The organism is Saprospiraceae bacterium (genome assembly GCA_016712145.1).
Classification (GTDB): Bacteria; Bacteroidota; Bacteroidia; order Chitinophagales; family Saprospiraceae; genus Vicinibacter.
Genome location: JADJRO010000002.1, coordinates 25,066 through 40,578, shown reverse-complemented (window position 1 = coordinate 40,578; position 15,513 = coordinate 25,066). Strand labels below are relative to the sequence as shown.

Here is a 15,513-nt window from a genome sequence, read left to right as displayed (position 1 = left end):
AATAAGTATGGCATTATAGATAATTCCGAAGGTGCGATATCACTGAAATCACATAAAATGCACAGATCACTGTTACTAGGTGGATAAATGCACCGTTAACCTATGTTGCAAAATTATGGATTCAGGAACAAATGGTGCGTGGGTAAAAGAATTGTAGTTGATATTAAGTAAACAACTATATAGGTTTTTCTTCATTATAGTCACTAATATAATTTATAGGAACGTCAGGAATTTAGGAAGGTAAAACTTGAGTATATTTGAATTCAACATCTGAAGATATAGTTACGGGATGACAAATTACTCAAAATTGAAGAAACCCAAAGGATCCAGAAATGGAAACTTTTACATTGGAGTCAGTTGGTGGACCCTTTAATTTTGGAGATTCAATAAGTTAAAATTGAGCACAATAAAATCTATATTTTAATAATTTATAACTAGAAATAAATTTTGCCCTCAGAACTATTCGTAATTATGATAACGAGTATTTGCATTTTTCATAATATTCGCCCCTAATTTTATACTGCTTGAATTTTGTAAAATGCACTGTTTAAAATTTTAATATATTAATAGACCCTTGATTCATTTTTTGTTGCAATCTTTAGAGACAAATCCTCATTGAACTATCAATCTGATCATTTTAAAACATGATACGTCTATTAATCTTATATTTTTTAATATTCCTGATTGACCATGCATGCAGAGTTGGAAGTTGGCCAATTTGCAAAAATCGAGCAGACCTCTTTTGCACTTAACCATTCTTTAGTGGTACCGTCGTTCCTTTTGGAATCAACTATAATAGTTTCAAGCCTCTTAACTACTTCATTAATCAGATACTGGAGTTGATCATTCGTTATTAGAGTAATTTCCATAATTTAATATTTGAATCAAATTTATGGCGAATGTGAGTAGGGAAAACATGAGATTCCTAAGATTGAAAAATTAATTGTTATAGCAATTTGATTTTGTCTATTTCAATTTTAAAATTATCTAAGAATTTGTAACTTTTTATCAGGCAGATTTAGTCCTAAGTTTAGGTCTTGTTTGGACGATAATTCAGTTTGTATTGAACCATGAGGTTCATTTATTAGTTTTTCAAGCAGAAATTCCAATCCCATTAGAAACATTATTTTTGTCCAAAACTTGCTTTAAAATTCAATTATGCCGAATTGATGTAGTAAATTCAATTTAAATGTTTGGTGAATTTTTTCTAAACTTTTTCCTGATAATTTTTCATTAGATCTATTCCAATAGTTTACAGGTATTTTTGACAATTCAAAGAAGTATGCAAATTAACATTTCTAAATATGGTATCTTATCTTTACTGTTTTCTAAACAAATTAATCTCTGCAATTTCTAATTTTAATGCATTTATGTGCTTTGGAGAATTTCAAGGTATTTGGATTCTTCTAAAGGATCATAGCTATTTATGAAAAGTCATTTTTCGTAAATCTTGTTCAAGTGAATAGATATATTCTTTAATTATAAGTACTCTATTTCTTCTTAAAGTCGGTCCACAGTTTTTATCATTTGAAGTTAACCTAGGTTTTTGTATTAATTTTTTCTTCAAATTTACTGACCAACTTAGTACGATTTTGATTAATTTCCTGTTCACTAGAAATTATCAAAAAAAGTACAGAATTATGATCCGTAATTTTAAACCATTTGGCCTGTATAGCTTATCTAAATAAATTTCTAAGTAAGATGGAAAACTTTTAAATTCTCATTTTCAATTATATCTTCAATAGTTTCTGTAAAATCTTTTATCTTTCTTATTAAATTCCATTACAGTCGGAATAATAAAGCTGAAATGATTGCATTTTTAAATTAAGGAGTTGCTTGTAATGATTTTGTTCGCAAAATTTGTAGAATATACATCTTCTAGTGGAAGTTTAGCCAATTGTTTATATATATCCTGTATTTTCATTTGAATAATTATTGATTATGAATTAAAATAATGATGATTCTCAAGTAATTTCGCATTTTCTTCTTCATCTATCATTATGTATTTCATAAAACTGGATTCAGTTTTATGTCCTGTAAATTTCATAATTGCAAGTGCAGGGATATTATCTTTAAACATTAATGTAGCTCCCTGTCCTTCGTGCTGTATGGGATGAAATAAGTTCAAACTTAGGATATTCATTAACCTCTGTTATTCCTCCTTTTGTTTTTTAATTTGAACTAAATTTGTGAATCCTGCTTTTTCTCCTATCTCTTTAATTTTAATGTTAAAGGTTTGTTCTGGCTATCTTTGGAAATCCATTTGGATATTTTATTCAGGAATTGTTTTTAAATTTGGTTTTATAGGGATAATTATTTTTTCTTTGCCTTTTTGTTGAATAAGGATTATTTTGTTGTCATGAATGTTTGTTTCGGTTAATTTACTATAATCACTCCATCTTGAGCTGTATAACACCCCACAAAAAGAGATCACGGATTAAGTTCAAGTTGGAATCTATTGGTAGGTCCAAATTATAAAGGCTTTCAAGCTTGTTCAGTCAATGCGATATTCATAACTCTTTCAGAAAGTGTATCAAATCTTCTATCCCTGAATATATTGTTTGTGTGAATATTTTCGTCCATTGACGCTTGGGAAACAACTTTTAATTGCTTAATTAGTCTGCCAATAAAATTTTTACTAAGTTTATTGGTATTGCCAAAAAGCAGAAAATCGTTATAAAACGTAATGGAGAGATCTGTCCATTTTAATTTTTGATTTTTGAATATTCAAAACTTTTTAACTGTTTACAAGAAGTCCAGAATAATTTTTTAATTGTAACCCAAAAAGTGTATCTATTACCTTACTTTTCCAGTTGCAATTGTCCTAGAGCCATTCCTAATTTCATAAATAAATGCAATTAAATAGTCACAAATGAAATTTTTATCAATTTTTTCACCATTAATTTCTTTTTAAGTTTTTTAGGACTTTCTTTATTGTGTTCTCAGATTGCTTAATATTAGCATTTAGTCGGTTTTTAAGATCTCGTTCATTTATAGCCTGACTATTGAATTTACAATTACTTAAATATCCATCAACTTCGTTGGTAATATTGTTCAATCTGATTTCAATATTGGTAAGCAATGAATCCAAATTAGGATCTGGGTTTTATATTCCCTGATTATACCTTTGTCTTTAATTGGTTTCTGATTGATTTTGTCCCACAATTCTGGGTATATTTTGACACCTGTTCCGTATATAAACCTCCCACCATTAAAATGGCTTCTGTATCGGATTGAAGTTTCTTTAGAAGGATCACCATTAGATTTTAATTCAAAGAAATGATTTTGTTTCATGAATAGAATTTATACTCAAATATAATATAAATATCCATTCAGGTGTAGTTTTAGGTGTACAAATTAGTTTATTATCCTTTATAAAGGGTGATAAAGTAAAATGCCTATATTTTCATAAAGCATTGATAATGAGACTAAAATAAAAATCCCTTTACCAGTAATTGATAAGGGGAAATACTTTTGAGGTCGAGAGCGGATTCGAACCGCTGTAGCAGCTTTTGCAGAGCTGAGCCTAGCCACTCGGCCACCCGACCTAAAAGGGAGGGCAAATATAGTAGATAAATACAAAAAGTAAACGGAAAATATTCAAATCCTGGGGGAAGGTTTAGCGGAATTTTATTTAAGAATTCGCTTTTTTTAAAGTCAACCGGAATGTATTACAGGATAATTTCAATGTCTAAAATTAGTAGAATTTAATTTTATGCTTGTAAATGAGGATGTTAAATATATAAAATATAAAATAGAACGGATTTCGAAAGTTCTTAAAACCCTAAATGAAGACACAGTCCATACTGATTTGAATGGATTTGGGGCTCTAAACGGAGGGCATTTGACCTCGAATTGCAATGAAACAATGCGCTGTTTAAATAGGGGTACAGCCAATATGCCAGTTTGGTTGAAAGGATGCCAATTCCAGCTCCCATCGTCACATCGGTCAACCAATGCCGGTTATTGAGAATGCGGAATGCTCCGGTACCGCTGGCAATAGTGTATCCTGCAATGCCAATCCAAATTGATTGCTCCCTGTATTCTTGCCACAATAATTCAGCACCAACAAACGCATTGGCAGTATGCCCTGAAGGAAAGGAGTTGTGCCCAGTTTTGTCAGGTCGTTCAATTTTTGTTGTATTTTTTAAACTAGAAACCACGCTAATCATTAAAATATAAGATGTGAGCAACACAAGGCTCCGCTCTTTCAAACTGTTTGTTCCTTGAATACCCATCAATTCTAATCCAAATGCACTGACAGCGGGAACATATTGTGCAATATCATCAATTGAAAACTTGCCATCTATATGCTCACTTACCTCTTCCCTTATTTCTCTATTTAATAATCGCAAGGAGGGAATATTTAAACCAACTATTCCATAAATAATTCCTGTACTTGGAATAATTAATTGTTTATAACTAAAATTAAGAAGTGGTTTTTTTTGTTGCCTTGTATTACTATCCAAACTGTAATTTACAAGTACGCTATTCTGACTAAAACAGGCAAGTTGTAAAATCAATAGCGTACAAATAATACCAATTTTTTTAATCATAAGAATATTTAGAAAACAAATCCAAACTGTTTGGAAATTAAAAAAAAACTATCCTGCAATTGACACGCCTATTAATTTACCTATACCAAAGGTGATGGCTGCGGCCATTAAGCCAAAAACAACTTGCCTTAAACCGGAATACCAAACATTTTTTCCAGTGAATAAAGTAATGGACGAACCAATTATAAATAATCCGATTGCACTCAATCCGGCACTGTAGAAAACGGCTTTCATGCCGCCAATAAAAAAATAGGGAATTACAGGAATTATGGCCCCAATCGCAAATAATATAAAAGAAGTAATTGCAGCTTCCATCGCTGAACCTTTTAATTCTTCCGGATTAATTCCTAATTCTTCTTTAACTAATAATTGGTGTGCCTGTTCTGTATTTTTAATCAATTCACTGGCCATTTTTCTAGCCTGATCTTCGGGAATTCCTTTAGCGATATAAATTAATGCCATTTCTCTTTCTTCTCCTTCCGGATTGCTTTCCAATTCATCTAGTTCCAATTGCATTTGATTTTCATAGAGCTCTTGCGAACTTTTAACCGAGATCCATTCTCCCAAAGACATGGATAAGGCCCCTGCCAATAATCCAGCCAATCCGGTCAACAATACTTCATTTTGTCCACTGGTTGCTCCGGCAATCCCCATGACTAAACTAAAATTGGAAACCAGTCCATCATTTCCTCCTAAAACAGCTGCCCGCAGTGCATTGCCTCCAACGGAACGGTGTCTTTTTTCAAATCGGGCAAGGCTTGTTCCAGATATCGTGGTATTCGTGTTAAGTATATTTTTTAAGATACTCACATGTGCAGTATCTGATATAGATGGATTTGTTTTCCCTTCAGATCTTGTTTTTAAAATAGCATTAGAAATACTTTTTTCAGTATCTAACAATACACCAAGAACATAATCGTTTCCGAAAAATTTTCCAACCAACTTTAAAGTTTTCGCTCTCCAGGATGGTTTAGGCAATTTTGAAAGTCCGATACTTTTTTTTGCAAGAAAAGCTTTTGCATGACCGGATTCAATGTCGGCCATTTCATGAAATACCTTTGCAACATTCGGATCACTTTCCGTTTCTGCTAAATAGGAATATAAAAAACCTGCATCTACTTCGGTTTGTATGTTTTTCTGATTAATCATGTTTGTATTCTCAAATTATAATTAAAATCTACCGAATGATACTAAAGGATCCGGATTTTTGTTTAGTTACTGCTGCTTGGTTTTCAACATAGCGTATTTTAAATTCTGCCAAGTACATATAGGTTTCAACTGGTGCTGGTAATGATTTATACTTCCCATCCCATCCAGTTTTGTAATCTCCTGTAAAGTCGTAAATAATTTGTCCCCAACGATTGTAGATTTTTATTTTATACTCTTCAATTACATCTCCGCATTTATTTGCTGGCCTAAAATCATTATTTAATTGATCGCCATTATCAGGTGTAAAGACATTTGGAAATTTTAAACAATCACAATCATCTACCAAAATAGCATTAAAATATTTAATGCCACAATCATCAAGGGTATCAAAGGCAACTTTTTGATAAATACCGGATTTGGTTAATATCGTATCACCATATTGAAAATGATCGCAAAAGTAAACAGTGTCTAATTCAATAAGGGTATCTGTTTTATAAATCTTAGAAAGGTTCAAACTTATTATCAAGCTGTCACAAGCTGCTTGACTCTTAAGTATCAATTGATACTTTCCAGGATTCGTATAGCTTTGATTGTGGAGTTTAAATTCTTTTCCGCAAAACTCCTGAGAGACAATGGCCGAATCGACCTTGATTTTTTTAATATCAATAATATATGTTGAATCGCAAACACCACCTTGTCCAGGAATTTTTAGCAAATTAATCCCCTCTTTGTCAAAATTATTTCCTTTAAAAGTAAAACTAGATCCTTCGCAAATGCTTGCAAAAACAGTATCTACAAACCCGGATTTTACAATCAGATTTTTAGTAATGCTTTTTACGACACAACTAAATTGTAAAACCCTTGTCACAGCATACGTTCCGGGATTATGAAATAAATAGTTAAGATCACCATCCTGACGAATGGTATCTTGATCAATGATCCAATAGCCTGTTCCTGGACCGGCAGATTGATCTATAAACTGAACTTCACCAGGACAAGTTGTAGTTGGTGCATCAAATTCTGGGGTCAGTAAAGGAATTTCTTCGCATAAGGTAAATTCTTTTAATAAAGAATCCTTGTAGTTACTATAATCAATGATTCGATGTCCTGATTTTAATTGATAACTAAAGTCAGCTATCTGCCAGGTGGGTTTGTAAATAGCCAATTCTGGAGTTACATCGATATCATGACAACCGGAAAGAAATTGATTATCTGTTTTGATTATCAAACCTTGACTGACATTTTTATCAGTATATGCTCTTGAAAATCCACCCAATAATACAGAACCCATGCTGCTTTTTCGCACACGGGTATACTGCGAGCCGTGCATATTGTATAAAAGGGCTTTACGAATACTACCATCTTTTCGAATTACGTACAAGGCATTTTTATTTGGTGCACTTGGACCTGAAATATCGTGAGATGAAAAAGACAAGGTACTCACACCAATTGCGTAGTCACCATTGTTTAAAAGAGCAAGTCCCTCTCCGATCGTGCTAAAATCTCGTCCATTGTTAACTTCATAAACATTTGCAAATACGGTATTCATTGCACTGTCTACTTTAATAAGAAATGGATCACTTTCAGAACTCGTATGATCGCTTTCCAAAATGGTTGTGAAACCTGTAATCAGGTAATTATCCTGGGCATCTACCAATAAATCAAATGCATTGGTTCGTTGGTTGTTGTATCCATAGGTTTTAAATGCAATGGGATTCCCATTGGGATCAGCTTTTAAAATAAATGCCTGAAATGTTGCATCCGCAATGCATCGACCTGTGACGATAAGATTTGTTTTGGAGTCAAGTTTAACAGCATATGCTTCGTCATAAGTTCCTGCAGGATTGCCAAATGTTTTTGACCAAAGAATACTGCCATTCGCATCCAGCTTCAACATATAAATGTCAGCAGCTGTATTATCAGTACCATGAAAAGCGGTATTTCCTACAATTACAAAACCTCCATCCGGTGTTTGGACCAAATCTCTACCGAATTCTGTATTATTACCTATGCGTTTCATCCACATGACTTGTCCTGATTTTGAAATTCGACCAGCTAAAATGGAAGCACGAAAAAAGCCAGTTCCAAGATTAAAGCTGAAAACGATATCGCCTTCAGGTGTTTCTACGATGCCTGCATTGGTGTTGGTAGGAGCTCCTGAAGCACCCAATGTTTTAGTCCATAGTACGCGGCCGGTGCAATCATAACGGCTTATAAAGCCTTCTGAATGCTGAGGCGTCAAGGTGTCTGTTAGAAATCCGAGCGTTACGAACCCATCATCCGAAAGTGTTTCCACATCATAAAAACTGGCTTCATTATTTTTACTTCCTGGGACAAAAGCCTGTGGACCGTAAGTCTTTTGAAAGCGGATTGATTGCGCAATTCCTTGATTTATAATTAATAATATAATGGTAAAAAGAAATATGCGAATGGCATGTTGCATAAGAAATTCAATTTAATGACAATGTAGTATATTTCAATTGAATGTAATAAGCCTATTCAAATCAAATCACTTGAGAATGCTTTGTATCTTGCAAATCCTTCATGAAAAAGACCTTTGCAATTAATATTGTCTTATTAATTGGCTTGAATTTGTTTGTTAAAGCCATATACCTCTTGGGGATAGATCGTCAATTTCAATTGGTTTTGGGTACGACGGATTATGGTTTATATTATAAACTGCTCAATTTTACCTTGTTATTTCAGTTCATTAATGATTTTGGAATTCAAAATTATACCAATCGTTTCGTAAGTCAAAACAGGGCAAACGTTGAAAACAATTTCAATCAATTAATAGGTCTAAAAATCTTACTTTCTTTACTTTATGCAATTTGTATTGTACTATTTATCCTTGTGTTTGATTATGAAAAGATTCAACTTTCATTAATTCTGCATTTAGTTTTTAATCAAATTTTAATCAGTGCTGTATTTTTTATTCGGTCTGTAATTTCCGGATTAGGGTATTATAAATCGGATAGTTTTTTGTCGATTTTAGATCGGATCTTGTTGATTATTTTTGGGGCCTTTATTTTGTGGTATCCTGAATTAAAACAGTATTTGAGTGTACAAGGATTTGTTTGGATTCAAACCATTTCAATCGGCAGCTGCTTAGTTCTTGCTGTTTGTTTTTTGTTAATTAAAGGAATTCGTATAAACTGGCCGACAGTCCATTTTATGAAGTTGAAGCCCATAATAAAGGCTTGTATTCCTTTTAGCCTGATTTTTTTATTCAGTACAATGTATACCAAGTTGGATGTGTTATTAATAGGTAAATGGCTTGAAAATGGTGACGAACAAGCCGGAATTTATGCGGCCTCCATGCGTATTTTTGAAGCATCCAGCATGGTGTCTCTTGCATTTGGAAGTTTATTACTGGCAATGTTTTCGGTTTTATACAAGGATGTAGATAAACTGACCGAGCTATTAAAAATGGCTTTGAATTTATTGTTTGCATTTACAATTGCATTGGTTATGAGCAGTTGTTTTTATGCAAAGGAACTTATGAATTTACTATACAATCAAAACAACAATTATTGGGAGTTTATTTTTTGTTTATTGATGCTTTCTTTTTTACCCGCGAGTTTAAATTATATTTTTGGAGCCTTATTTCAAGCAATACACAAAGAGCGTCAATTGTTTTTATTTTACATGCTGGCAGGTATTATTAGTTTTGTATTAAATGTTTACTTAATTAAAAGCTTGCAATTGATTGGTGTAGCTTACGTCACAGTCATTACGCATAGTTTTTTATTTGGTATTCAAATTATTTACTTGCAACAAAAACAAATCATCCATTTAAAATCAGTAATTTGGTTAAAAATGATTTTTCTAATGTTCATTGCATATTGTGTAAGTTCACTGTTTAAATCCAATGTTGACGATTGGCGGATAGGAATGACATTATCATTAGTAGGGATCCTTTTCCTGGCAATCTTATTAAAGATGATTGATCTACGTGATTTTATACGCCTTAAGTCGGAAGTTGAATCATCATAAAGGGCTGAATATCAATACAATAATTTAAATTTTAAATTTGTTTTGTAATAAATGACGGCTCCATTATATTTGCAGCCCCTAATGAATTCGGAAAAATAGCTCATCTGGTTCAGAGCATGGCGCTAAAGGCGCCAGGGTCACTGGAACAATGGAGAGAAAATAAAAAGGGGAGATTAGCTCAGCTGGTTCAGAGCATCTGCCTTACAAGCAGAGGGTCACTGGTTCGAACCCAGTATCTCCCACACAACAAAAGCCACTCAAAGAGTGGCTTTTGTGTTTTATATAAATTTGTATACAATGAAAACTTTTTTACACTCAAGTTTACAGCCCATTAATATTTTATTAATCGTGATACACATTGCTTTCCATTTTCTGCTTCAACAATGAAGAGGTAAATACCATAAATTAAAGCTTCCGTATTGATTTTTGAACCTGCGTCTTCGAATCGACCATTTAACATGACTTTTCCAGTCAAGGTAGTTAATTTAAAACTCCTAAATTGTGAATTGCTATTCTCAAATTTTATATATGAATGAAACGGATTTGGAAATAATTTAATTCTAGGTTTATTTGATGCTTCATCATTTTTTGTTAAAAAGCAAGAAGCGGGAGCCATTGGAAATAGTAGTTTATTATTATTATAAAAACAAAGTAGTACATCAGAATAGTCGGTTACACAAAATCCAAAATGATTGATAAGCCCAAATTGACTGCCTATACCATCAATCCAATATTCGTGTCCCCAACCCGGTTCTCCTTTGCGAACTAGCTTAAGTCGCTTTCTGGTTTGCCCATCATTCAATGATATCGAATCAATTTCGACGACCTGGAGTGTACAAAATTCATCGATTTTAAACGTATCATTTACGTTCAGATTAAAATCATATAAAAGCACTTCGTTATCATGATCCCTTTTATAATATACTCTCTTTAAAGTATCCTCTCGAATAAAGCCATATCTGTAATTCCAAACTGTATTAATGGAGTCGTATGAATAGTAAACCTTGTGATACACTAATCCATTAACCAACGTATCATCTAGAATTTTAATCGCGTACGAATGAAAGTCGGGCGTAAAAGTTGGATATATTGCTACATTCCATTGATTTTCTTTCTCGACTAAATGTTGCGCATTGAGGATAGCTAAATTGTAAATTAACGCAAGGTAAAGAAATTTAAAACGTTTCCTGGAGTTGCAAAAGTATTTACATGCCTGAATTAGTTGGGTCATAGTTTTAATAATTTATAACATACTTTAAAATTAATTTTAGGATCATAAACTGACAAAATGTAAACACCTGCATGAATACTACTGAGATTTAAATTAATTGGTAATCCGGAAATAATTTGTTTGTAAGTAGTATTTGAGTTTAAATCTGTGATTGTAATCGTTACAGGCGTGACAATTGTTTTACTTTGAATCAAGCACTCATTTAAGACGGGATTTGTAAATTGAATATCAGCTAGTGGCTGTTTTATTAGGTCATCTGGTTTAGTTAGAACTTGGAAACTATCACAGCTGGGTAATATACAGCCGTTTCTATCAGTATGAATGATCCAATTATCCGTATTGATAATTATTCCGGGATTTCGCTTAGGCATAATGCTTCCACAAAACAGCAGTTCTCCATTCTCCATTTCTAAGCCATCATAGAAATGGCTGTACCCATTAAGAGTAATGCTGTCATTATAGCTTTTCTCCCATAGAATTTTACCATCCGGCGATAAGCGGACTACCCATCCTCCACATTTATAAGGAAATGATTTTCCTGATTTCTCACTATCACCTATAAGTATAATATCTCCATTTTTAGCTTCAAATAAATTTTTAATTCTTTTTGGATGCTTGCTATAAAAAATGTGATGCCATTGTATGTTTCCCAAGCTATCCATTTTATACACCATAGGCTGCATCGGAAATGTATCGTTAAAAAATACTTCGATTTCCTGATGCCATAAACCTACACATCCATGATCCCGGGTGGGTTTGACAGGTTCTAATCCCAATCCATATTTTCCATCGTGCGTCCAAGGGAGGGGAAAGTTTTGAATTATATTTCCAGTTTGGTTGAATAATCTTACTTCGCCTCTTATAATTCTACTTGCATTGTAGTGTGTTTTGCTGGAAATAAAATTACCACTAGCGGTTGGAAGATAACCCGTTAAATCTTCGTATAAATTTTTATCCGTATCGGTAAAACTATGGATTATATTAAAATATTTATCCATGTACCATACCTGTGTTGAATCATACCCTTTTAAAGTACCATCATGCCAATATACAACATTCATATAAAGTACACCATTGTGGTGATTCATCACAATGGGGGAAATCCTTTTACTAAAGGGTCCTAATTCTTTCATTTGTATGAGTTTACCATTCAGGTCAATTTTATACAAGCGCATGACATAATTTGGGTTGTAATCAGGAGTTACACAATAATAAATAAACTGATCATCTGTTGTCATGCATTCTTCATATAAGGGGCCAACACTATCTACTTGCATTTTCCAAAGCAAGTCTAGATTTTCATCAAAACATAGTAAACCAGAACAACTTACTTTATTTTGGTGGCAGTAATTGGCAGAGAAAACCACGTATCGATAGCCTGCTTTCGCAATGTTCCATGCGATATCGTTATCTCCTTCGAAATCATAATGTCGGCTAAAGTATTGCTGTCCATTTAAATGATGCGATAGAAATAGTATTGTAATGATGATAAAAATTGTTGGTTTCATAGTATTTATATATTAGCTTGACTTAGTTTTTATTTATTGTAAAATACTTTCTATTTATAATTCCATTCGGATCTAGTAAACAAAATATATAGACACCATCAGGATATTGGTTTAAATTCAATTGCAATTTTCCACTTTTATCCAGACTTCCTGCGGTGATTTTAATACCCAATATACTAACTATTTCAAAATTTGCTTCGCCGGAAATTTTACTGTTATAATTAATTTGAAGCATCCCACTGACTGGATTAGGAAATAATTCCAGATAATTAAACTCCTGAACTGTCTTAATATCCTTACGAGCATTTGTCGGTATTGAAGTTGCTAAATAATGACTAACTTGGGATTCTCCGGTTTGTAAAGCCAATAGCGCTTTGGCATAGGATCTGTCAGGTGATTTGGTATTTGCCAGATTTATTAAGACTTGTCGTTCTAATTCATTTAGATTCGAATTCCATTGTTCTCGTTTTCGTTTGACGTTTAATAATTGACTGTATTTAAATGTATTTAAACATTCACTAGTATCTGGAATGGCTACTAATAATTCTTCTGCTTTGTTTAAGTTTTGGAGCATTAGATGCAAACCAACAGCAAGTTTAAGCTCAAAGATGGATTGTCCCGGGATTAAGAACTGTAACGCCTCTTCATATGCATTTATAGTTACTAAATTATGAATAGTAAATTTTAAAATTGAATTAAGTTCCGCTGCTGCGAGTTCGACTTCTTTTTGTAAATCAGTATTATCTGGATCTATAGCTAGTAAGTCTTTTGCAAACTTTAGTTTGATTCTAGATTCCTGAATACTTAAATTTGGATTAAAATGATCTTCAACATTGCTTGAGCATGCAGTTGATGATTTTGCATTTGTTTTATGCACATAGTAGTTGTTAAATCCTCCATCTGACAAATTGTTTGTTGGAGTTTCACAATTAACATCTTGAGCATCACAATATATTGCTGTTGGTTGTTGCCTGCAGAAATATGCAAATGTAGTAAAAGGTGAAGATGCATGAATATCCACAAGTGATTGTAGGCAATTATTAGCTACTCGGGAGTGATCCCCTTGTTCAGAGCGGATGGTGGCACCGGATTCAATCACTACACCAATAGCAATGGAAGAAGGAAAGCAGTTATCAAGGAACTGGGTTTGATCATTCATGTCACGAAATAAAATGCCATTTTCATGCTTGTCAAATTGATTGCAATGTATTAGATTGTAATCAGCTCCACTTGCATCGGAAACTACCGCCAATGGAATATTTCGAAATCGGTTGTTCTCTATATTATAATAACTAGAACCTTCCAGTATAATGCCGTTTAACGTGGCATCAAATAAGTCATTGTTAATAATATTTACCCGATCCAAACCATTGCCAGAAGCACAATAAATATGGACTTTGTTGTTTTTAAAATAATTTGGATTGCTGTTGTTTTGTCCTATGTCTAAGTTCCCTTTATAAAATAAGGTATTATACGATTCTATTCCTGTTGGCAGATTCCAAAATTGGTTGTGATCATAAATTTTCGCACCAAAGTCTATTCCAAAAATTCCTGCCACATCTAAAAATCGAAATGTGTTGCGATTAAATGTGATGTCATTGCATTCCCAGATTGTGACTCCTACTGAATTAGCTACATAATTTCCGCTTTCGCTGAAGGTGCAATTGATAAATTTACTTTTGTTGGGATAGTTGTATTTCATAAATTCTACACCCCGGCGATTGTCTATGAAGCTGCTATTTTCACAGTAAACCACTCCGCCAAAATGAGACCAGGCAACAGATCCGCCTTGGGCCCATGCTCCGGTTGATATTGCAGTACGTGCATGCTGTATGGTAGCGCCATTAATTACTTGTACAATACCGGCGTCGTTGATACCATTAATTCCATTTGCAGGGTCTGGTTGTAATTTACCTGGGTTGCCCCATACCTGGATGCCTGGCCAAAAACCATCCGGACACAGATTCGTTAAGAGCGCACCATCAACTGTAAGTTTAGCGCCACGGCGTACTTCCACATAAGCTTCCGTACTAAATCGTGCTTCACAAGTAATGGTTAGGGATGCTGTTGGCATTACAATTACGGGTCGGTTTACAATCATCAAATGGTCCCAAATGATTTGAGAACCTGCTTCAATAATTAATGGTTCTGTTTGTGTTTCGCAAAAATTTATGAACGAGCAATTTTTTGAAATGGCATTGTTATAAGCTGTTCCCCATTGACACAGACTCAGTGATTTTAGCGTAGGCGCATAATTCATAATATTCGTACTATGGCTATTCCATGAACAACAACCAAATCCTCCACTGCCACAACTAGTAGTACCGGGACCACAAGAACATTCGGCTGTCGGGTCGATGTCATTGCATGTGTTTGCAGCATAAAACGAATGACACAAGCCTAATGTATGAAACATTTCATGATTTAACAATTGTGCAAATGCCCAGTGACCAAAATGAGGTTGCGTTGGATTTTCCCAAAGATTGTAGTAAGCACCTGACAGGCTGATCCGATTGCAACATCCTGTAATATTACAGGCAGAGCCATTCAATTCGTGTTGCGGATCACCATTATAGAAAACAATGTTTAAAACATTTGAATAAGGAAAGGAAGCAGGTTCCCGATCCCAATACCAAATGCCACCATATAAATCATTGAGATTTGTGGGATCAGTATAAAATTGGTAGTTGATTTTAGCATCTCCTAATTTGTGGCTGATTCCAACTGGATTTGGAATTAAATGATCTAAATCATAATTCGCATGATTGAGCATTAAACCAGCATAGTAATTTCCATCTTTGAGATCTCCGCTGGAGTTTCCAGGATAAAAATTACCGTAACTGCCTTTAACATAATGGATATTAATAAATACAGTTACATTGGGTAAAGCATCCATTTCTTCAGAATCCATATCAGCAAATGGGCACTGCGAAGTTTCAACTTCCTGAATGTAACTTGCATCTGTTAAACATTCAAAATCCAAATTCTGGGCTGTTAATGTACAATGCATAAAGGGCCACCACAAGGTGGAAATTAATAAATACTTCATTTTTTTTAGGGTTTAGTGTTAATT

The 15,513-nt window shown here is 33.6% G+C and carries 10 protein-coding genes and 2 tRNA genes; 2 read left to right on the top strand and 10 right to left on the bottom strand.

The features are described from left to right. Nucleotides 1-671: 671 nt before the first annotated feature. The 7 genes from IPK91_12525 to IPK91_12495 all read right to left on the bottom strand — a co-directional run bounded on the left by IPK91_12525 (nucleotide 672) and on the right by IPK91_12495 (nucleotide 8,148). Nucleotides 672-869 (bottom strand): hypothetical protein, encoded by a 198-nt coding sequence (locus IPK91_12525; protein MBK8298075.1) that lies wholly within the window; start codon nucleotides 867-869, stop codon nucleotides 672-674. 1,070 nt (nucleotides 870-1,939) lie between these two features. Further along, a complete protein-coding gene (locus tag IPK91_12520; protein ID MBK8298074.1) occupies nucleotides 1,940-2,143 on the bottom strand; it encodes a hypothetical protein in 204 nt (67 codons plus the stop codon). Between the two features lie 911 nt (nucleotides 2,144-3,054). Continuing rightward, on the bottom strand, nucleotides 3,055-3,294 hold the full coding sequence (locus IPK91_12515) for a hypothetical protein (GenBank protein ID MBK8298073.1): 240 nt from the start codon (nucleotides 3,292-3,294) through the stop codon (nucleotides 3,055-3,057). A gap of 183 nt (nucleotides 3,295-3,477) precedes the next feature. Next, nucleotides 3,478-3,548 (bottom strand) — tRNA-Cys (locus IPK91_12510). Between the two features lie 228 nt (nucleotides 3,549-3,776). Next, nucleotides 3,777-4,556 (bottom strand): phosphatase PAP2 family protein, encoded by a 780-nt coding sequence (locus IPK91_12505; protein MBK8298072.1) that lies wholly within the window; start codon nucleotides 4,554-4,556, stop codon nucleotides 3,777-3,779. Between the two features lie 48 nt (nucleotides 4,557-4,604). Beyond that, the gene (locus IPK91_12500) at nucleotides 4,605-5,705 is read right to left on the bottom strand and encodes a VIT1/CCC1 transporter family protein (GenBank protein ID MBK8298071.1); all 1,101 of its coding nucleotides are present in this window, start codon (nucleotides 5,703-5,705) and stop codon (nucleotides 4,605-4,607) included. A 28-nt stretch (nucleotides 5,706-5,733) separates the two neighbouring features. Continuing rightward, the gene (locus tag IPK91_12495; protein MBK8298070.1) at nucleotides 5,734-8,148 is read right to left on the bottom strand and encodes a gliding motility-associated C-terminal domain-containing protein; all 2,415 of its coding nucleotides are present in this window, start codon (nucleotides 8,146-8,148) and stop codon (nucleotides 5,734-5,736) included. Nucleotides 8,149-8,249: 101 nt separating this feature from the next. Here IPK91_12495 and IPK91_12490 point away from each other — a divergent pair, with 101 nt between their 5' ends. Continuing rightward, on the top strand, nucleotides 8,250-9,701 hold the full coding sequence (locus IPK91_12490; GenBank protein MBK8298069.1) for an oligosaccharide flippase family protein: 1,452 nt from the start codon (nucleotides 8,250-8,252) through the stop codon (nucleotides 9,699-9,701). A gap of 167 nt (nucleotides 9,702-9,868) precedes the next feature. Further along, nucleotides 9,869-9,943, top strand: a tRNA-Val gene (locus IPK91_12485). Between the two features lie 89 nt (nucleotides 9,944-10,032). Here IPK91_12485 and IPK91_12480 read toward each other — a convergent pair. The 3 genes from IPK91_12480 to IPK91_12470 are packed head-to-tail and all read right to left on the bottom strand — an operon-like array spanning nucleotide 10,033 to nucleotide 15,489. After that, nucleotides 10,033-10,932, bottom strand: coding sequence for a T9SS type A sorting domain-containing protein (locus IPK91_12480; GenBank protein MBK8298068.1), 900 nt, complete (start codon nucleotides 10,930-10,932; stop codon nucleotides 10,033-10,035). Beyond that, nucleotides 10,929-12,440: a T9SS type A sorting domain-containing protein gene (locus tag IPK91_12475; GenBank protein ID MBK8298067.1), complete on the bottom strand. Its 1,512-nt coding sequence runs from the start codon at nucleotides 12,438-12,440 to the stop codon at nucleotides 10,929-10,931. Before IPK91_12475 ends, IPK91_12480 begins: the two co-directional genes overlap by 4 nt. 22 nt (nucleotides 12,441-12,462) lie before the next feature. After that, entirely contained in the window at nucleotides 12,463-15,489 is a 3,027-nt protein-coding gene (locus IPK91_12470) for a T9SS type A sorting domain-containing protein (protein MBK8298066.1), read from the bottom strand. Between the last annotated feature and the right edge of the window lie 24 nt (nucleotides 15,490-15,513).